Genomic DNA, 26,486 nt, shown 5'->3' on the forward strand with positions numbered 1-26,486 from the left:
TTGTGCAACAGCGGGGCGGGTCCATCAATGAAGGCAACAATGGCGGAGGCGACTGGAAGCCTGTTCCTGCGGGAGCGAATTTATTCGCGAGAGGTTGGCAAGGGCAACCCATCTTCATCGCCTGCGGCACAGTCTCGCGAATGAATTCGTTCCCACAGAATGATTGCAGGTTGTCACCCCAACGATGGGGCGCCGTCGAGCATTTCCTGCATGAACCCGATAAACGCCTTCACGCGTTTGGACCCCCGGTGATTGGGCAGGTACAGCGCCGAAATCTCGCCTTTGGCGTTGTCCGGGTACGCAGGGCTGTGTTCAAACAGTTCGCGCAAACGCCCCTGGGCCAGGTCATCGTCGATCAACCAGTCCGGCAGCAGGGCAATGCCGCAGCCCGCCAGCGCCAGTTCTCGGAGCACCTCGGCGTTGTTGCTCTTGAACCGCCCGCTCACCGGCACGCGGGTTTCGCCTTCGATGGACAGAAACGTCCAGGCCTGTTGCGGGTTGCCGAAGTTAAAACGCAGGCAGTCGTGGCCCGACAGTGCGGCAGGTGTCGCGGGCTGGCCGTGTTCGCTGAGGTACTGGGCGCTGGCGATGACCCGGCGGCGAAACTGTCCGACGGTCTTGCACACCACGCCGTCCATGGGCGCTGGCATGCCAAGACGGATCGACAGGTCGATCCGTTCGGCGAACAGGTCGACGATGTTGTCAGTCAGGGTGATGTCCAGTTCCAGGCGCGGGTGGCGGTGCATCAACAGGCCCAGCCGGGGCGCGATGATGCGTCGACCGAACGCGGTGGGCACCGAGATGCGCAGGGGGCCTGAGGGTTCGTCGTCGCTGTCCATGACCGTGGCATCGGCGTCCGCGACGTCGTCGAGGATCTTGCGCGCCCGTACATAGTAGGCCGCGCCTGCATCGGACACGGTCACTTGCCGGGTCGAGCGGTTGAACAGCACGGTGCCCAATTCCGCTTCCAGTGAGTCGATCATCCGCGTCACGCTGGAGGTGGCCATCCCCAGTTTGCGTGCCGCTGCCGAGAAGCCCTTGGCGTCGACGGTTTCCACGAACATCTTCAAAGCGAGCAGCTTGTCCATCGACCTTCCGTACCCTTGCAGTGCGTGGGGCGCAGTGTAGGCGGCCACGGTGGACGCGCCAATTGGCTGCACGGATCGTATCGGCCCCGAGCTATTCCGCTCGGGAATCCACCGCATAAAAAACATGAATTTTATTTATGTTGGTCAACCCTCTACCGTGTGGGGATATTCCCAGCGTACGGAGTCGAAATGAGTGCCCAAGCCCCCGCAGGTATCGTGGAAGAGCACTGGCAGCGCAACCTGGTGGTTTGCGTGTTCGGCGCCTTCAGCACCATCGTTGCCATGACGTTATTGCTGCCGTTTCTGCCGCTGTACGTCGAGCATCTGGGCGTCACGGATCAGGCCGCCATCGTGCAGTGGTCGGGTGTGGCCTTTGGCGCGACGTTTCTGTCTGCCGCATTCACTGCGCCGTTGTGGGGCCGATTGGGCGACCGCTACGGTCGCAAGCTGATGCTGATTCGAGCAAGCCTGGGCATGGCCATTGCCATGTCGTTGATCGGTCTGGCGGAAAACATCTACCAGTTGGTGGGTCTGCGCCTGTTGGCCGGTTTGCTCGGCGGCTACGCTTCGGGCGCGACGATCCTGGTCGCAACCCAGACGCCCAAGGAGCGATCCGGCTGGGCGCTGGGCATGCTCTCGTCGGGGATCATGGCGGGTAACCTTACGGGCCCGTTGATCGGCGGCATGCTGCCCCCACTGATCGGCATCCGTAACACGTTCTTTCTGGCGGGCGGGGTGATATTCCTGACCTTTCTCGCCACGCTGTTCCTCATGAAAGAGGCGCCGCGGCCCAAGCGTGCCGCGGGCCAAGCCAAGCCTGTGAAGGTGCGTCCCTGGGACGTCATCCCGGACAAGAAACCGGTGATCACCCTGTTCGTGGTGGCGTGTCTGGTGATGTTCTCGGTCATGTCCATCGAGCCGATCATCACCGTGTACCTGACCCAGCTGCACACGAAAAACGTCACGCTGATGGCCGGGCTGGTGATGTCAGCAACGGCCCTGGCCAGCGTGTTGTCGGCCTCGCGCATCGGCAAGCTGGCCGATCGTATCGGCCACTGGAAAGTGGTGATGGGTTGCCTCAGCGCCGCTGCGATCCTGCTGATTCCCCAGGCGTTTGTCAGCAACGAATGGCAACTGGTGGTGCTGCGCTTTCTGATGGGCATCGCCCTGGGCGGGCTGTTGCCGTGCATCGCGGCAATCATCCGCCACTCGGTACCCGACATGGTCGCCGGGCGCATGCTGGGGTATTCCACCTCCAGCCAGTACGTAGGCCAAGTGTTGGGGCCGCTGACCGGGGGCTATCTGGGCGGGCATTTCGGCATGCCTATCGTGTTCATCGTCACCTGCGTGCTGATGGCCGGGTGCGCCCTGGTGATGCTGGTGATGCGGCCGTTGAACACGCAGGGTGGGCATGCACGGGGCTGAAACTTCGCTCGCGACGCCGCTCTTTGACAAAACCATGACATGGCATCCGGATAATCAGCCCGGTTGGCGCATCGCCCCGGACTTGAGAATCGCTATGCACGGAATCCCATGGACATCAAACACAGCCTGAAACAACGGATTGTCATCGTCTTCGCGCTGATGAGTGCGGTGGTGGCCGGCGTTTTTGCCGTGGGCGTGATTGCGACCGTGCACGTGGTGGAAAAGCGACTGACCATCATGAGCCTGGGCGGCAACTTGCATCGGCTGCTGACTCAGGATCGCATTGAGGACTGGCGTCATCGGCCAGAGAAGGACGAGTTGTTCTACGCCGATGATGGCGTCGCCGATGTCGCCATGGTCGACGACCTGAAAGGGCTGAAGCCGGGCTTTCAAGAGTTTTTCCGAGGCCAGCGCGCCTACTATGCGATGGTCGAATCCGTCGGCGGGCGGCGCTATGTGCTGTTGCGCGACCAGCGTGGGTTTGAAAAACGCGAGCGCATCCTGTTCGGCGTCGTTCTGGTGGGCTTCATCCTCAGTGTGCTGCTGGCGATTCTGCTGGGCCGTCTGTTGGCGTCAAGGGTCATGGCGCCTGTATCGCGTCTGGCAGGGCAGGTGCGGCATCGCGATCAATTGCTTGAACTGGCGCCGGTGCTGGCCAACGACTACGCACGGGATGAGGTCGGCGCACTGGCCAAGTCCTTCGATGAAACCCTGGGTCGCCTGCGCGCTGCGCTGGGCCGTGAAAAACTTTTCACCAGCGATGTCAGCCACGAGTTGCGCACGCCCTTGATGGTGTTGGCCACGTCCTGCGAACTGCTCATGGAATACCCGCGGCTCGATGAACGTTCGCGCATTCAGGTGCAGCGCATCAGCAAGGCCACGGCGGGTATGAACCAGTTGGTCGAAACCTTTCTGTTACTGGCGCGCACCGAAGGCCGAAATGCCCCGGCGGGCCAGACCACCACGCTGGTGCACATTGCCGAAGAGTTGATCGAGGCGTGGCGCCGGCCCATCGAGGAGAAGGGCCTGCGCTTCATTTATGAGCCCTGCGAGGACACCGGTGGGCGGTACAACGCCCCGCTGCTGCGTTCGGTGATGGGTAATCTGCTGCGCAATGCCTGGCACTACACCGACAATGGCTTCATCAGACTCACCTTGAGTGCTCAAGGGTTCAGCGTTCAGGACAGCGGCATCGGCATTGCGGTGGAGAAGCAGCAGGCGATGTTTCAGCCGTTCGTGCGCGGGGATGAACAACGTGGCGAAGGTTTGGGGCTGGGCTTGTCACTGGTCCAGCGAATCTGTGCGAATCAGCGCTGGACCGTGACCCTCACCAGCCGCGAGGCGGCCGGTTGCTGCTTTAGCGTTGCACTGGGCGAGCAAACACCAGCACCGGTTTGAAGGCTGTCGCCTGTGGCTTGAGCTCGACGGCCGGAATGGGAACAAGGCGCTGTGGCGTCTCTTGCGCCTGTGATCGTCGATCAGGTCAAGGCCTGGGATCGCGTCTACGCTTTCGTCAGCCGCTGAACGATCAGGCCGAGCAAGACAACAGGAGTCCCCATTGACAGCGATCGCTTCCGAGTTTCTCTCAGGTGTCACCCCCGCACGGGCCCGACGGCAGGCCTGGAGCGCAGGAGGGCTGGCCTTTTTGCTGTTTGTGGCGGCCAGTTGGCAGCTGTCGATCATCGGGTTCGATTCGCGCTTCGTGCTGTTCGCCAAGGAGATGTTGCGCCATGGGCCGGGCTTTTTCCCCACCACCTATGGCCAGCCTTATGCGGATTACTCGGCGTTCACCACTTGGCTTATCTATCTCTGTTCATTGCCCTTCGGTGAAGTGACCAGTTTCAGCGCATGGCTGCCGACCTGCATTTCATCGGCGGTGATGGTTGGGCTGATGTATCGCCTGTTGGCACCGTACTCCCGGCGCTGGGCCTGGCTGAGCATCGCCTTGCTGCTGATGAGCAACACCTTCATCGTCGAGACCCGCGCCGTGTCACTGGACCAGATGCTCGCCACCGTGTGTTTTGCGGTGTTCTATCTGGTCTATGCCGCGGATCATTTCGGCTCTACGCGGCGTTTCGGGGTTGTGTTGGCGTTATTGGTGCTGGGCTTCGCGATTCGCGGGCCAATCGGGCTGTTGGTGCCCACCGGCATCGCTTGCAGTTATTACCTGCTGAGCCGGCAATGGTCGCGCTTGTGGCGCTTCGGGTTGGCAGCGCTGGGGTTGCTGGTGATCTGTGTGCTGGTTCTGTTGCTGCTGGCCTGGCTCAGCGGCGGTCAGGCGCTGTTGACCGAGGTGGTGCGCATGCAGGTCACCTCGCGCATGGACGGCAGCGAAGGCGGCAACCCGTTGTTCTGGTATTTCAGTGCCTCGTTCGGCAACTACGCGCTGGCCTATCCGCTGGCGTTGATCGTGCTGGCGGTGGTCGCGGTGGCGGCGCGCAAACAACAGGGTCAGGCGCTGGATTTACTGTACCTGTGCGCCTTTGCGGGGCTGACGGTGATGGTCGGTCTGTCGATTCCCCAGGCCAAGAAGGCTCGCTACATCCTGCCCATGCTGCCCATGGCAGCGATCATCGCCGCGTACCCATTTCAGGTGCGCGCCGGGCGCTGCTTCTGGTGGCTGCGTGGGGTGATCCTGGTGCTGTGCTGCGTGATTCCCGGAGCGTTGATGGCCGGGTTACTGGCGGTACGCCCACGGTTTCCCGAAGCGCTGAGCGACATCGGGCCGATACTGGCGGTGCTGGGCATGCTGCAGCTTGTTTCTCTGCCATTGCTGATGCGCCCGCGCTTGCGCCTGTATGGGCTGCCGGCGTGCGCGGTATTGGCGGTGTGGGTCGGCTACATTGGCGTGTTTGAAAAAACCGAGCGGATTCTCTATGACACCCGGCACTTCACCCAAGCGGTGCGCGACGTCACCCGATCGGACAGCGCCCCCCTGGTGCTGCATTCGATGGGCAGGGACGCCAAGGGCATCAAGTTCATGGTCAATGTCGATGAAGACCTGCAACCGCTGTTCACCGAAACCCCCGAACAGCTCAGCGCCGTTCAAGGGCCGGCCAACGTGGTGATGAGCAACAACGACTTTCAGAAGCTGCAAGGCACGCGCCTGTGGCAATTGCCAGTGCTGCTCAGCGGCAGGTTCGATAAAGAGGATTATATTCTGCTGCGTTTGCCCGCGCAGTGAGCAAGGACGAGTGTAGACAAACCTATGGGAGCGCATTCATTCGCGAAGCGACGGGTTAGGCGACGAATCTCTTTCGGCTGTCCTGGCCTCTCGCGAATGAATTCGCTCCCACAATGGTCTTGGCGTGTCGGTGAGAGGGTTGGTTAACCCACTATTGCTGCTGGCACTGACATTCGGTCCGCCGATGGCGGCGTTGACCTGTGGGAGGATTGGTTAGCCCATTATTGCTGCTGGCACTGATTCGATCCGTCGATGCTGGCGTTGACCTGTGGGAGCGCATTCATTCGCGAGGCGGCGTTAGGCGATGAATCTCTGTCGGCTGTCCTGGCCTCTCGCGAATGAATTCGCTCCCACAGTGGTCTTGGCGTGTCGCTGAAAGGGTTGGTTAGCCCACTATTGCTGCTGGCACTGACATTCGGTCCGCCGATGGCGGCGTTGACCTGTGGGAGGGTTGGTTAGCCCTTTATTGCTGCTGGCACTGACATTCGATCTGCCGATGGCGGCGTTGACCTGTGGGAGCGAATTCATTCACGAGGCGGCGGGTTAGGCGACGAATCTCTATCGGCTGTCCTGGCCCCTCGCGAATGAATTCGCTCCCACAATGGTCTTGGCGTGTCGCTGAAAGGGTTGGTTAACCCACTATTGCTGCTGGCACTGACATTCGGTCCGCCGATGGCGGCGTTGACCTGTGGGAGGGTTGGTTAGCCCATCATTGCTGCTGGCACTGATTCGATCCGTCGATGCTGGCGTTGGCCTGTGGGAGCGAATTCATTCGCGAGGCGGCGGGTTAGGCGATGAATCTCTGTCGGCTGTCTTGGCCTCTCGCGAGTGAATTCGCTCCCACAGCAAGTCATTGCATGGCGCTCAGGGCGGGCGTGGTGTCAGACCGCGTGGTGATTGGCCAACAATTCATACGGCGCCCATTGTTGCTGGGGGATGGGTAGGGTGCAGGAGTCGCCGCGGCCGATCGGGTAGTACTGGAAGCCGCGTTTGGCCATGCGCTCGGTGTCGTACAGGTTGCGCCCGTCGAAGATCACCGGCGCTTTCAACCGCTGCTGGATCAGGTCGAAATCCGGGGCCTTGAACTGCTGCCATTCGGTACAGACGATCAACGCATCGGCGCCGAGCAGCACCGATTCTGGCGTGCCCATCAGCATCAGGTTCGGCTGCTCGGCGTACAAGCGCTGTGTTTCCTGCATCGCTTCCGGGTCGAACGCACGCACGGTGGCGCCTGCGGCCCACAAGGCCTCCATCAGCACGCGGCTGGGTGCATCGCGCATGTCGTCGGTATTGGGTTTGAACGCCAGGCCCCAGAGCGCGAAAGTCTTGCCCTTGAGCTCGCCCTTGTAGAACGCGTTTACCCGATCGAACAGCTTGTGTTTCTGCCGCTCATTGATGTCCTCGACCACGTTGAGCAGGTCGTTGGAGCACCCGGCCTCCCGCGCGCTGTGGATCAGCGCGCGAATGTCCTTGCCGAAGCAGGAGCCGCCATAGCCGCAGCCGGGGTAGATGAAGTCGTAGCCGATGCGCGAATCGGCACCGATGCCCAGACGCACCGATTCAACGTCCGCGCCCAGATGCTCGGCCAGTTCGGCGATCTGGTTGATGAAGCTGATCTTGGTCGCCAGCATGCAGTTGGCAGCGTATTTGGTCAGCTCGGCGCTACGCAGGTCCATGAACATAATGCGGTCGTGGTTGCGGTTGAACGGCGCGTACAGCTCGCGCATCACCGGGAAGACGTCCGGGTTGCCGCAGCCGATGACGATGCGGTCCGGGCGACGGCAGTCCTTGATCGCCGAGCCTTCCTTGAGAAATTCAGGGTTGGAGACGATATCGAATCTGAGCAGCCGTGCCGACTGACGCAGGTGATGCTCGATGTGGCTGCGCAGGGCGTCACCGCTGCCCACCGGCACGGTCGACTTCTCGACGATGATCACTGGCTCCAGACGATGGCGGGCGATGGCTTCGCCTACGGCGAAGAACCCGCTCAGGTCCGCCGAGCCGTCCCCTCGCGAGGGCGTGCCCACGGCAATGAACAGCACCTCGCCGTGTTCGACCGCGCGCTGTTCATCCCCGGTGAAATGCAGGCGGCCGGTCTCCAGATTCTCCCGCACCAAGCTTTCCAGGCCTGGCTCGTAAAGGGTCACATGGCCTTTGCTCAGTAGCTCGACCTTGGCCGGGTCGATGTCCATGCACACCACATCGTGGCCCACTTCCGCCAGAACAGTGGCCTGCACCAGGCCCACATAACCGCTGCCGAAGACGCTGATTTTCATCGGGATAACTCCTTGGCGCCGTGATCGCTGTCACGTCGGAAATTGATCGTTACCACACCGAGCACGATCAGGGTGACGCCCACCGTTCGGGGAACGGTGAGGGTTTCGTTGAACACGGGAAGCCACGCTGCCAGCAGATAGACCAGCAAGTAGCTGATGCTCAGCAGCGAGTAGGCACGGCTGAGCGGCAAGTCACGCAGCGCGCCCAGCCAGCACAGCATCGACAGGGCATAGGCGGCGATGGCGGCCAGCACCACGCCGAGGGCCGGGACATCGACGCTGCCGGCCTGCAGCGATGTGAGCCACTGCGCCGGTTGCGGCAGGCGCACCATGCTCCAGCGCATACCCAGTTGTGCGGCACTGACCAGTGCCACGCTGCACAGGGCGAGGGTCAGGCCACGACGCCTGGCGGTCGAAAAACTCAAGGACGAGACGTTCATGCCTGACGCCCCAGCAGCATCACGCCGATCAGGATCATCGCCAGGCCCAGCCAGTGACGACGGTCCACCAACTCGTTGAACACGTAACGACCGGTCAGGGTGATCAGCACGAAATTCAGCGCCAGCATGGGGTAGGCGATGCCGACCTCCAGCCGCTGCAACACCAGCAGCCACAGCAGCATGCCGCCACCCATGCACGCCAGTGCCACCCACAGCCAGACACGGGTCAGCGCCTGGCCGAGGCCTGGGAAAACTCCGCCCCATTGCTCGACGGTGAGCTTTTGTGCGATTTGCCCCAAACAGGTCAGCAGGCAGGCGCTGAGCAGGAGAACGACGGTCATGACGGCGTCCTGTCGAAGATCAGGATCAGCAGATTGCCTTCCTGATAGCGCTTGCCGTCGATGGGCAACAGGCTCAATTCGTATTGCTGATCCTTGCCGTCGCCGCGCATCACCACGCCTACCGAACCCTGGCGGCGGGCCTCGGTCATCCAGCCTTGCACCTGATGCCAGTCCACTTCGCGAGGGATGGTCTGCGGGTAAGCCAGGCCATATTCCAGCTCGCCACGGGTGTCGTAAAACACCACGTCATTGCGGTTCAGGCGCCAGGACAACGCCGCCGCCACACCGAGGTCATTGCTCAGCAGATGGGTCGTGGCGGCCAGTTCTGCCTCATGGCGCGCGACGAACTGATCCGGGGTCTTGTTGAACACCACGCTGTTGGGCAGCGCCATTGGAGTCAGGGCGATCGTCAGCCAGGCGCCCAATGCCGGCGTGGCCCAGAACCGCAGGGGCTTGAAGCCCTGCAAGGCGTTGACGATCACCCAGGCCAGCAGCACCACGATCGCCAGCGTCAGGTGTTGCGGTTCCTGGTCGTAGACCGAATTCTTGATCTGCATGACGACCAGCGCCGCCAGTGCCGCGACGCCGAACCCCGCGTTGAGCCAGCCGTTGAGGCGCAGGGCAAGGCCGTTACTGCTGCTCAGGCGATCGGCCAGCGCATTGCCCATCAGCAGGGCAAGGGGTATCAGGCACGGCAGGATGTAGGTCGGCAGCTTGCCGTTGCTGATGCTGAGAAACGCCAGCGGCACCAGCAACCACAGCAGCAGAAAGCCGCTCTCACTCAGGCGACGCTGTTGCCAGGCCTGCTTGAACGTGACCGGCAGCAGGATCGACCAGGGCACGCACGCGACCACCAGCAACGGCAAATAGAACCACCACGCTTCGTCGTGCTGGGCATTGCTGCCCGCGAAACGACGGACGTGCTCGTGCCAGAAGAAGAAGCGCCAGAAGTCCGGTTCGCGCAGGTGCACGGTGAGCACCCACGGCAGACAGACTACCGCCGCGACGATGATCGCGATGGGCCCGAAGGTCATCAGTTCGCGCAGGCGCCGCTGCCAGACCATAAAGGGCAGGGCGACGATCACCGGCCATGCCAGCGCCAGAAAACCCTTGGTCATGAAACCCATGGCGCACGCTACACCCAACAGCGCCCAATACAGCACGCGCGCTATGCCGACGCTGTGCACGGCGTACCAGAAGGCTGTCAGCGACAGGCTCACCCAAAACGTGAACTGCGGATCAAGGTTGGCGTAACCGGCCTGGCCTGCCACGAACATGAAGCTCATCAGCAGCAGGGCGCTGGCAAAGCACTTGCGCGGGTCCCGCCACAGCTTGCCCGCCAGATGATAGGTGAGCAGCACCGTCAGCCCGGTGCTCAGGGCCGAGGCGAAGCGCACGCCGAACAGGTTCTCACCGAACACGGCCTGGGCCAGGGCGATCAGCCAATAACCGCCGACAGGTTTTTCGAAATAACGCAGACCCATGAAATGCGGCGCGGCCCAGTTGCCGCTGTGCAGCATTTCCTGGCTGATCTGCGCGTATCGGGTTTCGTCGGGAATCCACAAACCGTGAAAACCCAAGGGCAGCAGGTAGGCCAGCACAAAGGCCGCCAGCAGCCACAGCATCGGTTGTTGGCGGCTCATGGCTGCTGCACCCCCAGCCAGCCTTCACGCCCAGGCAAAGCGCCGCGCACCAGATGCCCTTGGGGCAAGGTCTGCGCGAACGCTGGCAGAAGATCGCCCAGCGGCCGGAACTGCACGCCAGCGGTTTTCGCCTGACGCAGCAACTGCCGGAACGGCTCGGCCATGACAATGCCTTCGACCTCGGCATGCACGGTATAGACGTTCAGCCTCGTCGGCTTGAACTGGCGCAGCAGGTAATTGTTGAACGCACTGGCGTCCAGTTGCGGGCCGACCACCTCATCAAAAGTCGGCAGGTCCACGGGAATCTGCGGCGTGCCGGGTTGGCCGTCGGCGAGCAGCGGGCGGAACAGGCTGTGGCCCCGGCAGTCGCTGTTGTAGCGAAAGCCGAAGGCCTGCTTGGCCTGCACCACCTGCTCGTCGGCACGCCAGCCCGCAGCGGCGGAACAGGTGACGGGTTTGCCGAGAATATCGGTGAGGGTGTCGACGCCACGGCGGATCTGCTCGGTCAACTGAGCCGGTGTCCAACGCCCGGCGTTGGCCTGCCAGCCGTGGTGATCCCAGGCGTGCAGGCCGACCTCATGGCCAGCCTCCTGCGCCCGACGCATCAACGGCCCCAGATCGCGACCGATGGGCTTGCCGGGCCAGGCGGTGCCGGCCAGCAGGATGTCCCAGCCGTACAGGCTCGCGGCCCTGGAGCGCAGCATCTTCCAGAAGAACTGCGGCCGCACCAGGCGCCACAGGTGGCGCCCCATGTTGTCCGGCCCGACACTGAAAAAGAACGTGGCCTTGATCTGAGCCTCGTCGAGTGCGTCCAGCAGACGCGGCACGCCGTCACGGGTGCCGCGATAGGTGTCGACGTCAATACGCAAGCCGGCCTGGATCAATGTGCTTGCGCCTTCTCGGTCATGGCTTCGCGCAGAAAGAAATCCAGCGTCTTGCCGATGGTTTCGCGCAACTCAATGGTCGGCTGCCAGTCGATCAGGCGACGGGCGTTGTCGATGCTCGGCTTACGATGGCTGACGTCCTGATAGCCCTTGCCGTAGAACGACTGGCTCTCGACCTCACGGAAACCGGCGAACGGCGGGAAGTTGTGGCGCAGCGGGTGAGCTTCGAATTGACGCAGCAGCTCTTCGCCCAGTTGACGGATGCTGGCTTCGTTGTCCGGGTTGCCGATGTTGATGATCTGACCGTTGCAGCGGTCGTCGCGGTTTTCGATGATCCGCGCCAGGGCTTCGATGCCGTCGGCCACGTCGGTGAAACAGCGTTTTTGCGCGCCGCCGTCGACCAGGCGAATCGGCGTACCTTCCACCAGGTGCAGGATCAACTGGGTGATAGCCCGGGAGCTGCCGATGCGCGCCGAGTCCAGCCGGTCCAGGCGCGGGCCCATCCAGTTGAACGGACGGAACAGGGTGAATTGCAGGCCGTTCTGGCCATAGGCCCAGATCACCCGATCGAGCAGCTGCTTGGAAACCGAGTAGATCCAGCGCTGCTTGTTGATCGGGCCGACCACCAGGTTCGAGGTGTCCTCGTTGAAGCTCGGGTCCTGGCACATGCCATAGACTTCCGAGGTCGAGGGGAAAATCACACGCTTGTTGTACTTGACGCAGTAGCGGACGATTTTCAGGTTTTCTTCGAAATCCAGCTCGAACACGCGCAGTGGGTTGCGGGTGTATTCGATGGGCGTTGCGATGGCCACCAGCGGCAGCACCATGTCGCATTTCTTGATGTGGAATTCGATCCACTCGGTGTGGATGCTGATGTCGCCTTCGATGAAATTGAAATTGGGGTGGCTGCGCATGCGCTCAATGGCGTCGGAGCCGATGTCCATGCCGAAGATTTCATAGCGGTCATCCTGCAGCAGGCGCTCGGACAGGTGGTTGCCGATGAAGCCGTTGACGCCGAGGATCAGCACCCGCGTACGGCGCATCTGACGGCGCTTGTCGCCGCCCAGCAGACGCGAACCTTCCACCAGGCCGAACTCGCGCGCCAGTTGCGGACCGCTCAGATACAGGCCTTCATCGCCGCGTTGACCGGCGGTGATCACCAGGGAATCCTCGCCGCAGGCAATGCGCAGCGGTTCACAGCTGATCACGGTGCCCGGCAGTTGGCCGTCGTTGCCAGCCTGCACGTTCGAGGCCCAGACGACCAGCTTGTGCTCGCCCACCGGGCAGAACGCGCCAGGGTAGGGTTGAGTCACGGCGCGCACCAGGTTGTGCAACTGCGAGGCTGGGCGCTGCCAGTCGATCAGGCCATCGGCAGCGGTGCGGCGGCCGAAATAAGTGGCTTTCGATTCATCCTGCTCCACACCCGGCAATTGCCCTTTGCCCAGGAGCGGCAGGGTTTCCGAGAGCAGGTCGGCGGCGCCGGTGCGCAGTTTGCCATGCAGGGTCAGGGCGGTGTCGGTGGCGCTGATGGCGATGCGTTGCTGGGCAACGATGGCGCCAGCGTCAGCACGCTTGACCATGCGGTGCAGGGTCACGCCGGTCTCGCTCTCGCCGTTGACCAGTACCCAGTTGGCAGGCGCACGACCGCGATAGCTCGGCAGCAGCGAGCCATGCAGGTTGAAACCGCCATTCTTGGCGCAGGCCAGCAGGTGTTCGCTGAGCAGGTGGCGGTAATAGAACGAGAAGATGAAATCCGGAGCCAGCTTGCCGATGCGCTCGATCCACAGCGGGTGGTTGGCGTCTTGCGGCGCATGCACCGGGATGCCGTGCCGGGCGCAGAGCTGCGCCACTGAGCCAAAAAAGGTTTTTTCCCCGGGATCATCGGCGTGGGTGAATACCGCCGAGATCTCGTAGCCCGCGTTGAGCAAGGCTTCGATACCGACGCAACCGATATCGTGGTAGGCAAAAACAACGGCTTTCAGACTCATGGGGCAACCTTGTTCAAGAGAGCTGGGGAATCGGCTTTGCTGAGGGGCGCGGGCGGCGTGCTGCGCACGATTTTTTCGATGAAGTAACGTGGACGCGCGCGAACGTCGTTGTACATGCGGCCCAGGTATTCGCCCAACAGGCCCATGCCGATGAACTGCCCGCCGGTGAACACGAACAGCACGGCGAACAGGACAAAGGTGCCGTGACCCGCCCAGGGCGCCCCGAAGATCAAGCGCAACACGATCAGCAGGGTGGCGAAGGCCATGCCCAGAAACGCCATGCTCAAGCCGATGATGCTCAGCAACCGCAAAGGCGTTGTGGTCATGCAGGTAATGAGGTCAAACATCAGGTTGATCAGCTTCATCGCGCTGTATTTCGATTCGCCATGCTCACGCTCAGCATGCTCGACCACTACTTCAGTGGTGTGACGGGCAAAACTGTTGGCCAGAATCGGGATGAAGGTGCTGCGTTCGGTACAGGCGAGCATGGCGTCGACGACGCTGCGCCGGTAAGCGCGCAGCATGCAGCCGTAGTCGGTCATGGCCACGCCGGTGGAGCGTTGCACGGCCAGGTTGATGAGCTTCGACGGCCAGCGGCGCAGGGCCGAGTCCTGACGATCGCCGCGCACGGTGCCGATCACGTCGTAACCCTGCTGGGCGAGGGTGACGAGCCGGGGGATTTCCTCAGGCGGGTTTTGCAGGTCGGCGTCGAGGGTGATCACCAGATCGCCCTTGCACTGGCCAAAACCGGCCATGATCGCGGCGTGCTGGCCGTAGTTGCGGTTGAGGATGACGGCCACCACAGCGCTGCCCTCGCGCTGACTGGCCTCCAGCAGGATCTCGGCGGAGTCGTCACGACTGCCGTCGTCCACCAGAATGATCTCCGCCGGGAGGCTCAGTTGCGCGCAGGCCGCTTGAGTGCGACGCAAAAGCTCAGGCAGGCTTTGTTCTTCGTTGTAGACCGGGATGACAATCGACACGCGATGGATTGGGTACGGTTTCATGAGCGGGCCGGCCCCCCGGTTTCGGTGGCCGATTCAATGGCACTGACCACGCGGTCGACATCGGCCACGGTCATGTCAGGAAACAGCGGGATGGAACACAGGCGCGAGGAGTTCCACTCGGTGTTGAGCAGGCTTACATCGGGGAACCGCTGGCGGTAATAGCTGTGCAGGTGAGTGGCGATGAAATGAATGCCGCTGCCGATGTTCTGCGCTTGCAGGGCTTTCATGAAGGCGTCGCGGTCAAGGCCGCAGCGTTCGGCATCGATGCGCAGGATGAACAGGTGCCAGGCGTGCTGCTGGTCGTATTGCGGCTGCGCCAAGGGCAACACCGGGCTGCCGGCCAGGCGTTCCAGGTAATGGTGGGCCAGTTCAGTGCGACGGGCATTGATGGCGTCCAGGCGCTCGAGCTGCACCAGGGCAATGGCGGCGTTGATGTCCGCCAGGTTGTACTTGAAGCCCGGTTCGATCACTTCGGCCTGGGGCTTGCGGCCATGGGTCAGGCGGTCATAGGCGTCGACGCCCAGCCCGTGGAATTTCAACCGGCGTACGCGATCTGCCAGTCGTGCGTCGTCGCTGACGAACATCGCGCCCTCGGCGCAGGTCATGTTCTTGATCGCATGGAACGAGAAAATCGCCGTGCCTCTCGCGCCAATCGCACGGCCCTTGTAGCGGGTACCGGCGGCGTGGGCTGCGTCTTCGATCACTGGGATGCCATGGCGCTCAGCCAGGGCGTAGAGCGGGTCGAGGTCGAAAGCGGCGCCAGCGTAATGCACCGCAATGATGGCCTTGGTGCGCGGCGTGATGGCGCGCTCGATTCGCGCAGCGTCAGTCATCAGGGTGTCGCGGTCGATGTCGACGAACACCGGCGTGGCGCCGAGCAGGCAGATCATGTTGGCAGTAGAGACCCAGGTCTGCGACGGGGTGATGACTTCATCGCCGGGGCCGATGCCCAAGGCCAGCAGGGTGATGTGCAGGGCGCCAGTGGCCGACGACAGCGCGACGGCCTGTTGCGCGTCGCAGCGCTCGGCGAACTGTTGCTCCAGGCGCTGGGCCTCGGGCCCTGTGGTGATCCACCCCGAGCGCAGCACGCGGGTGGCCGCGGCGACTTCTTCATCGCCCATGCTGGGGCGGGAAAAAGGAAGAAAATCCAGACTCATGTACATCCTCCGGTCGTTCAGCAATATCGAGGCGCAGGGACACGCACGTGCTCACTCTGAAAAACAGAGTGCTCATTGTTCATATATACAAACCGTTGCAACTGACGCGCAGAGAGTGGAACTGAAGCCGGTTACCCATCCGTGGGTTGATGCATGTAATCCCTATAGCGAAACGGCTTCTATAACTTCGGTGATTCAGACAATAGAAGATTATTTATGAAAAATCCGTTTACGACGCGTTGGATTTTCATCGAGAGAGTGCGAATTTATAAAGAGCATTCTCAGTCTTTTCGAATTGAAATATAGAAGTCATAGAAAAGGGTTATTCTTATCACCCTTTGTTCTGGTCCGTTTTTAAAGGGCTGTAAGCGAGTTATTCATAAAGGACGAGCGTGTCCACGCTGCCCGAAACATCGCTTTTCATTTCTGAATCCGAGCCTACGCTCACGAAGCTGAACGGAAACTGAAAAGCTTCGAAATCATAAAAAAACGATACAGCCTCCCTTTCAACTAAGTGACAGAAGTTGCTCACGGGCAAGGGAGGTTGCAAGATCTCCATCGGGCGAGCATTGAGTCGTACAGCGCAACTTAAATACCGTCGATAAATGCCTGATCACCGACATCAGTCCTTGGCGGAATGAACCCTTGCCTTTATTTCGCTTGTGGGCGGCTGCGCTTCACCGCTTAGATAGGCGCCATTCCCACTGTCCCCAAGGACGTCCGCGCATGGCTTTTCCTTCCGTCAGCAATTCCATTTCCTTCGTGCACCCCGTCAGTCTCACCCACGGAAAAAACGCCGAGGTCTGGGACGTTGACGGCAAGCGTTATATCGATTTTGTCGGCGGCATCGGCGTGCTGAACCTGGGGCATTGTCATCCGGCGATCGTCGCGGCGATCTGCGAGCAGGCCCAGCGCATGACCCATTACGCGTTCAATGCCGCACCCCATGTGCCTTATCAACAGTTCATCGAGCGTCTGGCGGTGTTCATCCCGGTGAGTTACCCGGTCAGCGGCATGCTCACCAACAGCGGCGCCGAAGCGGCCGAAAACGCCTTGAAGGTAGTGCGCGGCCACACCGGCAAGTCGGCGGTGATCGCCTTCGATGGCGCGTTCCATGGCCGCACCCTCGCTACGCTTAACCTCAATGGCAAAGTGGCGCCGTACAAGCAGAAGGTCGGCGTGTTGCCGGGGCCGGTGTTTCATTTGCCGTATCCGAGTGTCGACAACGGGGTGACGGTGGCCGAGACGCTCAAGGCGATGGATCGCTTGTTCAGCGTAGAGATCGACATCGACGAAGTTGCCTGTTTCATCATCGAACCGGTGCAGGGCGAGGGCGGGTTTCTGGCGCTGGACCCTGAGTTCGCGCGCATTCTGCGCCAGCTGTGTGATGACCAAGGCATTGTGCTCATCGTCGATGAGATCCAGTCGGGTTTCGGGCGTACCGGGGAGCGCTTTGCATTCAGTCGTCTGGGGATCGAGCCGGACCTGCTGTTGCTCGGCAAAAGCATCGCCGGCGGCGTGCCGCTGGGTGCGGTAGTGGGGCGCCAGGCGTTGATGGACACCCTTCCCAAAGGCGGGCTGGGGGGGACCTATTCGGGCAATCCACTGGCCTGCGCCGCAGGGTTGGCCACCCTGGATGTAATGACTGATGCGAATCTCTCGGCGTGGAGAGAGCAGTATTCATCGACAGTTCTGGCGCGTTTCGAGCAGTGGCAGGCGCAGAAGCTGTCGCCGTTTCTGGGGCGATTGACGGGGGTGGGGGCGATGCGGGGCATTGAGCTGTTGACTCCGGAAGGCAAGCCTGCGACTGCGCAGATGGGACAACTGCTGGAGGCAGCGCGTGAGCGGGGGCTGTTGTTGATGCCCAGCGGCAAGTCGCGGCACATCGTGCGGTTGCTGGCGCCGTTGACGATTGAGGCCCAGGTGCTCAATGAAGGGCTGGATATCTTGCAAGTCTGTCTGGCGCAACTGCGCTGAACGATCAACAGTGAACACAGATTTTTAACCCTGAGCCGATTCTCTGTAGGAGCAGTCGGAGGTTACGACGGCCGCGAAAGCGTCTTGCCTGACACACCGCATTCGCCACTGTCGCACAGCGCCAGTAGCGCCTACAGGAATTGAGGGGGATTCAAGCAACGCGAGCAAGTACGTCCTTTTGATCCACAAAAAACGCACGTCCTCCTTACTGCGCACTCCAACCTCTGCATCCATCAATAAGAGGCAGGAGCCATGAGCACCCGCACCCCTGATCACGCTGGCGCGGATCTGCCGGACGACACCCCCGAATTCCCGTTGTCGGCGCCTATCAAACCTGATGACCCTGAACGCCGCAGCCCGCAATCCATCGCTGAAACCGAGGGCTGCGTGGAAGAGCAAGCGCCTTCCCAAGTCCCTCGACAGCGGTGAGGCCGACCCGCGAAGTGTGTCGTAAGCCTGCGTCGGGAATGATGATTGTTCTTGGAATGGCGCGCCAAACGCGAAAGAATGCGGCTTTCGCCGTGCGCATCGTTCGCACCGCTGACGACTACTGGCGGAGGAAGCACATTTGAACCAGCTAAAACGCCTTCAGAGCGGAATTCAGGGACTGGATGAGCTGCTGAAGGGCGGCTTCGTCGCCGGATCTTCTTACATCATTCAAGGGCGGCCGGGGTCGGGCAAGACCATTCTGGCCAACCAGATCGGTTTCAACCACACGCGAAACGGCGGCCGCGTGCTGTTCGCTACGTTGCTGGCCGAGCCCCATGAGCGACTGTTCCAGTTTCTGTCGACGTTGAGCTTTTTCGACAAGGACAGGATCGGCGATCAGATCCAGTTCGTCAGCGCCTTCGACACCATGGAAAACGACGGTCTGGAAGAGGTGGTCAAGCTGTTGCGTCGCGAGATCGTGCGGCAGAAGTCCACGGTCATGATTCTCGACGGCTTGCTCAATGCGCGCTCCAAGGCCGACTCGCCGATCAACACCAAACGCTTTATCTCCGAACTGCAGGGCCATGCGGCTTTTGCCGGTTGCACGGTGTTTTTTCTCACCAGCTCGCAACTCGATGACGGCAGCCCTGAGCACACCATGGTCGATGGCGTACTGGAACTGGGTGAAGAGCAGGTTGGCAATCGCTCGATTCGTCGCATCAAGATGCGCAAGACCCGTGGCAGCGGCGCCATCGCCGGTGCCCACGAGTGTGAAATCACCGATGACGGGTTGGTGGTCTACCCGCGTCTGGAAAGCACCGTGACCCATTCGGCGATGCGCGACAGCGACTGTCTCTGTCTGATCCCCAGCGGTCTGCCGAGCCTCGATCCGCTGATCGGCGGCGGGTTGGTCGACTCTTCGGTGAGCTTACTCGTCGGTCCTTCAGGCTCGGGTAAAACCTCGTTCGGCGTGAGCTTCCTCGGGCAATCGACGCCCGAAGCGCCGGGACTGCATTTCGGTTTTTATGAATCGCCGCAGCGTCTGCGAATGAAGGCTGCGGCCCTGGGACTGGACTTTGCGGCGATGGAGCAGTCCGGCGCCCTGACCATCCTGTGGAAGTCGGCCACCACCGAGCTGATCGACAAACTGGCGCTGGAGCTGCTGCGCACTGTCGAAGAGAAGGCGATCAAGCGCATCTTCATTGACAGCCTGGGGGGGATGGCCCGCGCGGGTGCCGACAAAACCCGGATCGTTGACCTGTTCACCGCTCTGATGGGTGAGTTGCGTGCGCGCAATGTCACTGTCGTGGCCTCCTGGGAGGTCAGAAGTCTTTTGGGCGGTGAGATCGATGCGCCAGCGCCGGATCTCTCAGGCATCGTCGATAACCTGTTGGTGCTGCGTTTCGTTCAGGAACCGGCTGAACTTAAACGCCATTTGTCCATTCTTAAAATCAGGGACAATCCCTACGACCCCGCATTGCTGGAAGTCATCATCGCCAGTCAGGGTCTGGACGTAAAGAAGGTTCATTTCCATGCCCTTGGCGATACCCACCACGTGTAAGGGTCGCGGTCGCGGCCTCGCTCATGGCGGGTCAAGCCGACTGGGGGCGCTATGACCACGATTCTGATCGTCGACGACGAGTACCTGATCGCCGACATACTGAGCTTTGCCCTTGAGGATGAAGGCTATCTCACCGTGACCGCAGGCAGCGGTCAGCGGGCGTTGAGCATTCTGGAGCGCGAGCGTCCGCAGCTGATCATTACCGATTACATGATGCCGGGGATGAATGGCATCGAGCTGGCCGAAGTGGTTCGCACGCACAAGACCCTGGGTCATCTGCCGATGATATTGATGAGCGGTGCCCAGGCCCACCTGGGCATTGCGCGGCCTGACCTGTTTGTCGAAGTGTTCGACAAACCCTTCGATATCGAGGCGGTGCTCAATCGGGTCAGAGCGCTATTGGGGCCTGCTGTGGGCTGACGCTTGCCAGTCACGAGCAGGCTTTTGCCTCTCCAATGTTTCATAATGTCCAAAAGCCACAATCCCTGATCAGAGGCAACCATGCAGCCACCCAAACCGCCCTCCGCCTTGCTTGCTCAGGAAGACCGGTACCGGTTGCTGGTCGACGCCGTGGTCGACTATGCCATTTACATGATCGACACCGCTGGCATTGTGCGCAGCTGGAACTCCGGTGCGCGCAAGATCAAGCAATACGAAGAGGCGGAAATCATCGGCCGGCCATTTTCGCTGTTCTACACCGAAGAAGACCGTCTGGGCGGCTTGCCTGATCGGGCGTTGCAGATCGCCGCGACATCGGGCCGTTTCGAGGGCGAGGGCTGGCGGGTGCGCAAGGACGGCACGCGCCTGTGGGCACTGGTGGTCATCGACCCGATCCATGCCGCCGACGGCAGCCTGATCGGCTACGCCAAAGTCACCCGCGATCTGACCGAGCGCAAGCTGGCCGAGGAGGCACTGCGCACCAGCGAGCAGCAATTCAGCCTGTTGGTACAGGGCGTCACCGACTACGCCCTGTACATGCTCGACCCCACGGGCATCATCACCACCTGGAATGCGGGCGCCCAGCGCATCAAGGGCTATGAACCGGCCGAAGTCATCGGTCGGCATTTTTCCCTGTTTTTCGAGCAGGCCGATGCGCAAGCCGGCTTGCCTCAACGCTCCCTGGCCACTGCCGAGCGCGAAGGGCGTTTCGAGGGGCAGGGCTGGCGGGTGCGCAAGGACGGTTCGCGGTTTCTCGTGCACGTGGTCATCGACCCGATTCGCAACAGCGCCGGCGCCATCATCGGTTTCGCCAAGATCACGCGCGACGTGACCGACTCCGTGCAGGCCCAAGCGGCGCTCAAAGAAGCCCGCGAGGCGCTCTACCAGTCGCAGAAAATGGAGTCCATCGGCCAGCTCACCGGCGGCATCGCCCACGACTTCAACAACCTGCTGACGGTGATTCTCGGCAGCCTGGGCATCGTGAAAAAGCGCATTCAGGGCGATGCCCGGACCCTGTCGCTGCTGGAAAACGCCATCGCCGCCGCTCATCGCGGCTCCTCCTTGACCCAGCGCATGCTGGCGTTCGCCCGGCGTCAGGAGCTGGCCCCTCAGCCGGTCGATGTGGGCACGCTGATCCGTGGCATGTCCGAGCTGCTGGGCACCTCGCTGGGCTCCAACATTACCGTCGAAACCCGCTTTCCGCTGTTGCTGCGGTCGGTGTTCGTCGATCCGGGGCAGTTGGAAATGGCGATCATGAACCTGATGATCAACGCGCGGGACGCGATGCCCGACGGCGGCCACATCGTTGTGTCGGCCAGAGAAGCGCTTTTTTCCCGCACGGCGTCTCAGGCGCCGGAGAATTTCATCTGCATCTCGGTGGCCGATAGCGGCAGCGGCATGGATGAAGCGACGCTGCAGCGTGCCACGGAGCCTTTCTTTACCACCAAGGGTGTGGGCAAGGGCACGGGCCTTGGCTTGTCGATGATTCACGGTCTGGCGGAGCAGTCGGGGGGCAAACTGGTGCTCAAGAGTGAGCTGGGGAAGGGCACCACGGCCGAGCTGTGGTTGCCGATTTCCCTGCTCGTCAGCGGCCAGGGCGTCGTTAGCGAGGCCGACGCCGCTTACCTCGATAGCGCCCAAAAAACCCGTCAGCTCAAGGTGTTGTTCGTCGACGATGACCCGCTCGTGCTGCTCAGCACACGGGCGATGATTGAAGACCTTGGCCACCTGGTGCAGACCGCCGCTGACGGCCAGCAAGCCTTGGCGCTGATTCGTGAGCACGACAACTTCGATCTGGTCATCACCGATTACGTGATGCCGGGTATGTCCGGCGCTGCGCTGGCCGAGCACATCTCACAGCTGCGCCCGGCGCTCGCGCTGATTCTCTCGTCAGGCTTCACCGACACCCAGGCCAACGCCAGCCTCGGCTGGCCGCGTTTGCCCAAGCCATTCAATCAGGTCGAACTGGCGCGGGCGATTGCGCAGGTCAGGCCCTGAGGGATCATTTGCCGGCCTTGAGTTTCTCGTAACTCAGACGCAAATCCGTGGCCCAGCTGTCCAGCACGGGTTTGACGTCCTCCACGGTGAGTTGCGTCTTGGCGTTTTCCAGCGGCGTGCCACTGCCTTTGCGCACCACCTGGGCGAGCACCTTATGGGTGTCGCCATCGAGAAACACTGCTTCGGTGGCGATTTCCACATCCTGATCACGCCCACCTGCCGCCGTGTTCACCGCTGCCGCCACCAGCGCGATAGGCAGCACTTCATAGGGTTTGAAACCCTGGTCGCTGGTCGACACCGCAGTAATCGCCGGACGCACGACGATCGTGCCCGGCCCGGGCGTTTGAGCGAGGGGCAGGTCCTTGCCCAGTTCACGCTTGAGCGCGGTGTCGAAGTAGCGGGTGATCGATTGCAGGGTCTGCGCCGAGATCACCGCTGTCGGCTGGGGCTTGGGGTAGAACTGGCTGAGCTCGATGTACACTTGGGTGTAGTCGTGCAGTTTCACGTCTGGGGCGAAGTGTAGGCGATCCTATCGATTGAAACGCTCGGCCAGGCTGTGCAGATATTGCGCCATCTGCTCCAGCTCGCGGCTGATGCTTGAACCCTGCTGCGCCTGCCCTGCGCTCTGGTCGCACAATTGCGCGATACGGTTGATCTGCTGGTTGATACTTTCGGCCACGTGGGTCTGTTGTTCAGACGCCGAGGCCATTTGCTGGCTCATGCCGGTGATGCGCGTGACGGCTTCGCTGATGCCGCTCAGCGCCTGCTGCACGGCTTCGACGCTGGCCACGCTTTCCTGAGACATCGACTGACCGCGGGTGGCCGTGGCCACGGCGCGATTGGCGCCTTCGCGCAGCTCGCCGATGATGTTCTGTATCTGCTCGGTAGAGGTCTGGGTGCGGGACGCCAGTGAGCGCACTTCATCGGCCACAACGGCAAACCCTCGACCCTGTTCGCCGGCCCGCGCCGCTTCGATGGCCGCGTTGAGCGCCAGCAAGTTGGTCTGTTGGGCAATCGCATTGATGACATCGACGACGCTGCCGATTGATTGCGTCGCCCCCGCCAGCTCACTCACGGCCTCGCCGATTTCGGTCACCGAATTGGCCATGTGCCGGATCGCCAACAGGCTGTCGTCGGCCAACCCGCGCCCTTGCTGGGCCAAGGTGTCGGCCTCCTGGGCGGCATGGGCGGTGCTTTGTACGTTATGGGTGACTTGCTGAATGGTCGCGGCCATCTGGTGGATGGCGGTGGCCGACTGATCGGTTTCGTTGCGTTGCTGGTCCAGCGCCTGGGCTTGCAACAGCGACAGGCTGGCGGACTGCCCGGCGCGCTGCTTCACGCCTTCCCCGGCATCCACCAGTCGGGTCAAGGCGGTCTGCAGGCGCGCCTCTTCGCTGAGCAGCGCCAGGTCCAGTCGCGCCTGCGGGCCGTGATTGTCGCTGTAGGTCAGGGCAATCAGCGCGTCCGTGAAGGCTTTGGGATGCTCGTCGAGCAGCGCTTTGAGGGTCTGGTTCTGCCGCCATTCCCACACGGCGCTGAGGGCAACCAGGGTCAGCAGCATCGTCGCCAGCTCCGCGTGATCGGACAGTACATAGTTGCATACGCCCAGCACCACGGCGGCGATCAGCAACGGCAACTGCCGCGTGAAGTGATATCCAAGGGTGCTGAAAGCGGAGACCGCCGACTTGCCGACACGCAAGCGCGCATACAGCGCCTCGGCCCGACGCACCTGATCACGGGTGGGCAGGGAGCGCACCGATTCGAAGCCTGAGATCTTGCCCTGCTCGTAGATCGGCGTGACGTAAGCGCTGACCCAATAGAAATCACCGTTCTTGCTGCGGTTCTTGACCACACCCATCCACGGTTTGCCCTGCTTGATGGTTTCCCACATGTGAGCGAACACCGAAGGCGGCATGTCGGGATGACGAACGAGGTTGTGGGGCTGGCCGATCAACTCCTCGCGGGTGAAACCGCTGAGGGCGACGAAAGCGTCGTTGCAGTAAGTGATGTGACTGCTGAGGTCGGTGGTGGAGATCAAGCGCTCGCTGGCGGCGAAAGTACGTTCCTGCTGTGTAACCGGCATGTTCAAACGCATATGACCGTTTCATCCTTGGCATTGCTGAAGTGCGTGCCAGTAGGTGTAGCACAACACGAACGGGGCCACGGCTGTGTGTCGCGTAATGGGACGAACGTCTCAGGATCAGGGGGGCTCGGGTGCCAAATCGCAGGCAGAAAAAAGCCCGCTGGGGAAGACGGGCTTAAAGAGGATCAAAAGGAGTAGGTACAGACTGAACCTTGAGACGTGAAAGGTTTGTGAAAAGCAGTTTATAACTGATTCTCATTTGGAGATTGGCGACGAACGGTCGCCATCCCTCGCTCTCGCTGATATTCAACAGGATCTGTGCACCGGATTTTGCCAGAACGCGGGGTCAGCGCTCTTGAGCCGCTCAACTGCATTATTGATGTGGGTAAGGGCTGCATGGCGGGCAGCGTCGGGGTCGCTGGCAGCGATGGCGTTGTAGATCGCGAAGTGTTCGATGCGCACGGTACGGGCCATCTCCTGGCGGCGTTCTTCGTTGGAACGGGTGATGCGGATCGCTTCCTTGACGAACTGGGCGATGAATTCATGCAGCGACGGGTACAGCACATTGCCCGTGGCGTGGGAAATCGACAGGTGAAACGCCAGATCTTCCGCGACGCCGTCCAGGCCTTCCTCCTCGGCGTGGTCGATGGCGTGCAGCGCGCGCTCGATGCTCTGCAGTTGTTGCGGGGTGTGCCGCTGGGCCGCCAGCGCTGCGGCCTCGCCTTCGATACCTCGACGCAACTCGGTCACCCGCAGAACGGCGTCGATGGAGCCGCCCACGTCCATTTCAATGGTGAACGCCTTGATGTGCGCGCCTTCGCTGACCACCGTGCCGCTGCCCTGACGCACTTCCACCAGCCCCGCAGATTTGAGCCGCGAAATGGCCTCGCGGACCACCGTGCGGCTGACGCCATAGCGCTCGCACAGCACCGGTTCGGTCGGCAGGCGCGAGCCGGGCAGGGCTTCGCCGCTGGCGATGTGGGCTTTGAGCGCGGCCGTCACCTGATCGGCCAAGGTGCCCTTGGAGGCATCTTTCAGGCTTGCCGAGGCTTTGGGCAGCGAGGAGGAGTCTGAGGCAGGCATAGAAATCTCGTGTTTCAAATCAGCAAACGTTACTGCATTTCGCGTCAGGCGTCCTCTTTCGACTGAGCGTTGAATTCGTATGACGTATTATGTTACTTGTTATGTCGCACACTGTTCTACCCCGACAAAATCGCCCACTACAAAAACAAAGGGATGGGAAAGAGATGAGTGAATCACTGACTCAAGACGTGATCGGCAGCCCTGTCGATGTGTCTGAAGACGCGGCCTACCGCAAGGCCGCCTGGCGAATCTTGCCGCTGTTGCTGCTGTGTTATCTGGTGGCCTATCTGGATCGGGTCAACGTTGGCTTTGCCAAGCTGCAAATGTCCGATGATCTGCATTTCTCCGAGGCGGTATACGGTCTGGGTGCCGGTATCTTCTTCATTGCGTACTTTCTGGTGGAAATCCCCAGCAATCTGATCTTGCACAAGGTCGGCGCACGGCTGTGGATCGCGCGGATCATGATCAGTTGGGGCGTGATTTCCTCGTGCATGGCCTTTGTCACCACGCCGATGTCGTTCTACATCATGCGTTTCCTGTTGGGGCTGGCCGAAGCCGGGTTCTATCCGGGCGTCATCCTTTACCTGTCGTACTGGTTCCCGACCCATCGGCGCGGAAAGATGTTTGCGTTGTTCGCCACCGCTGTGCCGCTGTCCGGGTTGATCGGCGCGCCGCTGTCGGGCTGGATCATGGCGGTATTCGACGGCGCCCACGGTTGGGCGGGCTGGAAATGGCTGTTCTTCATCGAAGGGCTGCCGTCCGTTGCTATCGGCATTCTGGTGATTTTCTGCCTGAGTGATCGAATTTCCCATGCCGGCTGGCTGAGCAACGCGGAAAAATCCTTGCTGCAATCGCGCATCGACGCCGAGAACCAGTCCCACGAAGCCCACAGCGTGCGCGACGTGTTTCGCCAGCCGCGGGTCTGGCTGCTCACCGGCATTTATTTCTGCATGATCGCGGGCTTCTACACCGTGGGCTTCTGGCTGCCGACGCTGGTGCGTCAGGCCGGCGTCACCGATGTACTGCAGATCGGCCTGCTGACGGCGATTCCCTACGGCGCGGCGGTAGCCACCATGCTGCTGGTGTCGCGCAATGCCGACCGTTTGCGTGAGCGTCGCTGGCACTTGGCGCTGACGGCCATCGTCGGTGGCATCGGTCTGATCATCTCGGCGACCTGGAGCGACAATTTTACGGTCTCGATGATCGGCCTGACCCTCGGCGCCATGGGCGCGCTGAGCACCTTGCCGTTGTTCTGGCCGTTGCCGACGGCGTTTCTCGGCGGCACGGCAGCGGCGGCGGGCATTGCGCTGATCAACTCGTGCGGCAACCTCGCCGGTTTTGTCTCGCCCTATCTGATGGGCTTTCTCAAAGACCTGACCCACAGCACCACCATCGGCATGTACGTGATGGCGGGTGCGCTGTTTCTGGGGGCTGCGCTGATTTTCCGCATTCCCGCAAAACTCGTTAATCGTTGAGTATCAGGAGTC

The 26,486-nt window shown here is 61.6% G+C and carries 20 protein-coding genes and 2 pseudogenes; 9 read left to right on the forward strand and 13 right to left on the reverse strand.

Annotated elements, in window-relative coordinates; genetic code table 11:
* Positions 1–173: 173 nt before the first annotated feature.
* Positions 174–1,088: a LysR family transcriptional regulator gene (locus AC07V9_RS16550; RefSeq protein ID WP_495016744.1), complete on the reverse strand. Its 915-nt coding sequence runs from the start codon at positions 1,086–1,088 to the stop codon at positions 174–176.
* A gap of 189 nt (positions 1,089–1,277) precedes the next feature.
* Here AC07V9_RS16550 and AC07V9_RS16555 point away from each other — a divergent pair, with 189 nt between their 5' ends.
* The 3 genes from AC07V9_RS16555 (at position 1,278) to AC07V9_RS16565 (ending at position 5,697) form a co-directional block, all read left to right on the forward strand.
* Positions 1,278–2,513 carry an MFS transporter gene (locus tag AC07V9_RS16555; protein WP_495016745.1) on the forward strand — a complete coding sequence of 412 codons (1,236 nt, stop codon included), beginning with the start codon at positions 1,278–1,280 and terminating at the stop codon, positions 2,511–2,513.
* 108 nt (positions 2,514–2,621) lie between these two features.
* Positions 2,622–3,911 (forward strand): sensor histidine kinase, encoded by a 1,290-nt coding sequence (locus tag AC07V9_RS16560; protein WP_495016746.1) that lies wholly within the window; start codon positions 2,622–2,624, stop codon positions 3,909–3,911.
* 160 nt (positions 3,912–4,071) lie between these two features.
* Positions 4,072–5,697, forward strand: a complete 1,626-nt coding sequence (locus AC07V9_RS16565; RefSeq protein ID WP_495016747.1) for an ArnT family glycosyltransferase — start codon at positions 4,072–4,074, stop codon at positions 5,695–5,697.
* 881 nt (positions 5,698–6,578) lie between these two features.
* On the opposite strand, the gene AC07V9_RS16570 is transcribed toward AC07V9_RS16565, so the two are convergent.
* From AC07V9_RS16570 to arnB, 8 genes are read right to left on the reverse strand one after another with little or no spacing between them, the layout of a single operon-like run.
* Positions 6,579–7,973: a UDP-glucose dehydrogenase family protein gene (locus tag AC07V9_RS16570; protein ID WP_495016748.1), complete on the reverse strand. Its 1,395-nt coding sequence runs from the start codon at positions 7,971–7,973 to the stop codon at positions 6,579–6,581.
* A complete protein-coding gene (arnF, locus tag AC07V9_RS16575) occupies positions 7,970–8,413 on the reverse strand; it encodes a 4-amino-4-deoxy-L-arabinose-phosphoundecaprenol flippase subunit ArnF (RefSeq protein ID WP_495016749.1) in 444 nt (147 codons plus the stop codon). Before arnF ends, AC07V9_RS16570 begins: the two co-directional genes overlap by 4 nt.
* Positions 8,410–8,754 carry a 4-amino-4-deoxy-L-arabinose-phosphoundecaprenol flippase subunit ArnE gene (gene arnE, locus AC07V9_RS16580; protein WP_495016750.1) on the reverse strand — a complete coding sequence of 115 codons (345 nt, stop codon included), beginning with the start codon at positions 8,752–8,754 and terminating at the stop codon, positions 8,410–8,412. The genes arnF and arnE overlap by 4 nt, the downstream gene beginning before the upstream one ends.
* Positions 8,751–10,397 (reverse strand): lipid IV(A) 4-amino-4-deoxy-L-arabinosyltransferase, encoded by a 1,647-nt coding sequence (gene arnT / locus AC07V9_RS16585; RefSeq protein WP_495016751.1) that lies wholly within the window; start codon positions 10,395–10,397, stop codon positions 8,751–8,753. The genes arnE and arnT overlap by 4 nt, the downstream gene beginning before the upstream one ends.
* On the reverse strand, positions 10,394–11,278 hold the full coding sequence (gene arnD / locus AC07V9_RS16590) for a 4-deoxy-4-formamido-L-arabinose-phosphoundecaprenol deformylase (RefSeq protein ID WP_495016779.1): 885 nt from the start codon (positions 11,276–11,278) through the stop codon (positions 10,394–10,396). The genes arnT and arnD overlap by 4 nt, the downstream gene beginning before the upstream one ends.
* Positions 11,278–13,269 carry a bifunctional UDP-4-amino-4-deoxy-L-arabinose formyltransferase/UDP-glucuronic acid oxidase ArnA gene (arnA, locus tag AC07V9_RS16595; RefSeq protein WP_495016752.1) on the reverse strand — a complete coding sequence of 664 codons (1,992 nt, stop codon included), beginning with the start codon at positions 13,267–13,269 and terminating at the stop codon, positions 11,278–11,280. Before arnA ends, arnD begins: the two co-directional genes overlap by 1 nt.
* Positions 13,266–14,273: an undecaprenyl-phosphate 4-deoxy-4-formamido-L-arabinose transferase gene (arnC, locus tag AC07V9_RS16600; protein ID WP_495016753.1), complete on the reverse strand. Its 1,008-nt coding sequence runs from the start codon at positions 14,271–14,273 to the stop codon at positions 13,266–13,268. Before arnC ends, arnA begins: the two co-directional genes overlap by 4 nt.
* Entirely contained in the window at positions 14,270–15,430 is a 1,161-nt protein-coding gene (arnB, locus tag AC07V9_RS16605) for a UDP-4-amino-4-deoxy-L-arabinose aminotransferase (RefSeq protein ID WP_495016754.1), read from the reverse strand. The genes arnC and arnB overlap by 4 nt, the downstream gene beginning before the upstream one ends.
* Positions 15,431–16,156: 726 nt before the next feature.
* On the opposite strand from arnB, the gene AC07V9_RS16610 reads away from it, so the two are divergent.
* The 5 genes from AC07V9_RS16610 to AC07V9_RS16630 all read left to right on the forward strand — a co-directional run bounded on the left by AC07V9_RS16610 (position 16,157) and on the right by AC07V9_RS16630 (position 21,833).
* Complete coding sequence (locus tag AC07V9_RS16610) at positions 16,157–17,407, forward strand: 2-aminoadipate transaminase (protein ID WP_495016755.1); 1,251 nt, start codon at positions 16,157–16,159, stop codon at positions 17,405–17,407.
* A gap of 252 nt (positions 17,408–17,659) precedes the next feature.
* On the forward strand, positions 17,660–17,836 hold the full coding sequence (locus AC07V9_RS16615) for a hypothetical protein (protein ID WP_495016756.1): 177 nt from the start codon (positions 17,660–17,662) through the stop codon (positions 17,834–17,836).
* 139 nt (positions 17,837–17,975) lie between these two features.
* On the forward strand, positions 17,976–19,397 hold the full coding sequence (locus AC07V9_RS16620; RefSeq protein WP_495016757.1) for an ATPase domain-containing protein: 1,422 nt from the start codon (positions 17,976–17,978) through the stop codon (positions 19,395–19,397).
* Positions 19,398–19,448: 51 nt separating this feature from the next.
* Positions 19,449–19,817, forward strand: coding sequence for a response regulator (locus tag AC07V9_RS16625; RefSeq protein ID WP_495016758.1), 369 nt, complete (start codon positions 19,449–19,451; stop codon positions 19,815–19,817).
* Positions 19,818–19,898: 81 nt separating this feature from the next.
* Positions 19,899–21,833 carry a hybrid sensor histidine kinase/response regulator gene (locus AC07V9_RS16630; protein ID WP_495016759.1) on the forward strand — a complete coding sequence of 645 codons (1,935 nt, stop codon included), beginning with the start codon at positions 19,899–19,901 and terminating at the stop codon, positions 21,831–21,833.
* 4 nt (positions 21,834–21,837) lie between these two features.
* Here AC07V9_RS16630 and AC07V9_RS16635 read toward each other — a convergent pair.
* From AC07V9_RS16635 to AC07V9_RS16650, 4 genes and pseudogenes are all read right to left on the reverse strand, one after another.
* Positions 21,838–22,344, reverse strand: a pseudogene (locus AC07V9_RS16635) (DUF3313 domain-containing protein); the annotation flags it as partial.
* A gap of 18 nt (positions 22,345–22,362) precedes the next feature.
* Entirely contained in the window at positions 22,363–23,394 is a 1,032-nt protein-coding gene (locus AC07V9_RS16640; RefSeq protein WP_495016780.1) for a methyl-accepting chemotaxis protein, read from the reverse strand.
* A gap of 252 nt (positions 23,395–23,646) precedes the next feature.
* Positions 23,647–23,928, reverse strand: a pseudogene (locus AC07V9_RS16645) (PAS domain-containing protein); the annotation flags it as partial.
* 294 nt (positions 23,929–24,222) lie between these two features.
* Positions 24,223–24,999 carry a FadR/GntR family transcriptional regulator gene (locus AC07V9_RS16650; protein ID WP_495016760.1) on the reverse strand — a complete coding sequence of 259 codons (777 nt, stop codon included), beginning with the start codon at positions 24,997–24,999 and terminating at the stop codon, positions 24,223–24,225.
* Between the two features lie 164 nt (positions 25,000–25,163).
* Here AC07V9_RS16650 and AC07V9_RS16655 point away from each other — a divergent pair, with 164 nt between their 5' ends.
* Positions 25,164–26,474: an MFS transporter gene (locus AC07V9_RS16655; protein ID WP_495016761.1), complete on the forward strand. Its 1,311-nt coding sequence runs from the start codon at positions 25,164–25,166 to the stop codon at positions 26,472–26,474.
* Positions 26,475–26,486: the final 12 nt, after the last annotated feature.

The sequence above is a fragment of the Pseudomonas sp. GW821-FHT02A11 genome (assembly GCF_059421985.1).

Coding starts and splice junctions, on each gene's coding strand:
- arnC (WP_495016753.1), bottom strand. CDS start 14,273: ATGAAACCGTACCCAATCCATCGCGTGTCGATTGTCATCCCGGTCTAC.
- AC07V9_RS16615 (WP_495016756.1), top strand. CDS start 17,660: ATGAGCACCCGCACCCCTGATCACGCTGGCGCGGATCTGCCGGACGAC.
- AC07V9_RS16640 (WP_495016780.1), bottom strand. CDS start 23,394: ATGCTGCTGACCCTGGTTGCCCTCAGCGCCGTGTGGGAATGGCGGCAG.
- arnF (WP_495016749.1), bottom strand. CDS start 8,413: ATGAACGTCTCGTCCTTGAGTTTTTCGACCGCCAGGCGTCGTGGCCTG.
- arnE (WP_495016750.1), bottom strand. CDS start 8,754: ATGACCGTCGTTCTCCTGCTCAGCGCCTGCCTGCTGACCTGTTTGGGG.
- AC07V9_RS16560 (WP_495016746.1), top strand. CDS start 2,622: ATGGACATCAAACACAGCCTGAAACAACGGATTGTCATCGTCTTCGCG.
- AC07V9_RS16625 (WP_495016758.1), top strand. CDS start 19,449: ATGACCACGATTCTGATCGTCGACGACGAGTACCTGATCGCCGACATA.
- AC07V9_RS16630 (WP_495016759.1), top strand. CDS start 19,899: ATGCAGCCACCCAAACCGCCCTCCGCCTTGCTTGCTCAGGAAGACCGG.
- AC07V9_RS16650 (WP_495016760.1), bottom strand. CDS start 24,999: ATGCCTGCCTCAGACTCCTCCTCGCTGCCCAAAGCCTCGGCAAGCCTG.
- AC07V9_RS16570 (WP_495016748.1), bottom strand. CDS start 7,973: ATGAAAATCAGCGTCTTCGGCAGCGGTTATGTGGGCCTGGTGCAGGCC.
- arnA (WP_495016752.1), bottom strand. CDS start 13,269: ATGAGTCTGAAAGCCGTTGTTTTTGCCTACCACGATATCGGTTGCGTC.
- AC07V9_RS16555 (WP_495016745.1), top strand. CDS start 1,278: ATGAGTGCCCAAGCCCCCGCAGGTATCGTGGAAGAGCACTGGCAGCGC.
- AC07V9_RS16610 (WP_495016755.1), top strand. CDS start 16,157: ATGGCTTTTCCTTCCGTCAGCAATTCCATTTCCTTCGTGCACCCCGTC.
- arnB (WP_495016754.1), bottom strand. CDS start 15,430: ATGAGTCTGGATTTTCTTCCTTTTTCCCGCCCCAGCATGGGCGATGAA.
- AC07V9_RS16550 (WP_495016744.1), bottom strand. CDS start 1,088: ATGGACAAGCTGCTCGCTTTGAAGATGTTCGTGGAAACCGTCGACGCC.
- arnT (WP_495016751.1), bottom strand. CDS start 10,397: ATGAGCCGCCAACAACCGATGCTGTGGCTGCTGGCGGCCTTTGTGCTG.
- AC07V9_RS16655 (WP_495016761.1), top strand. CDS start 25,164: ATGAGTGAATCACTGACTCAAGACGTGATCGGCAGCCCTGTCGATGTG.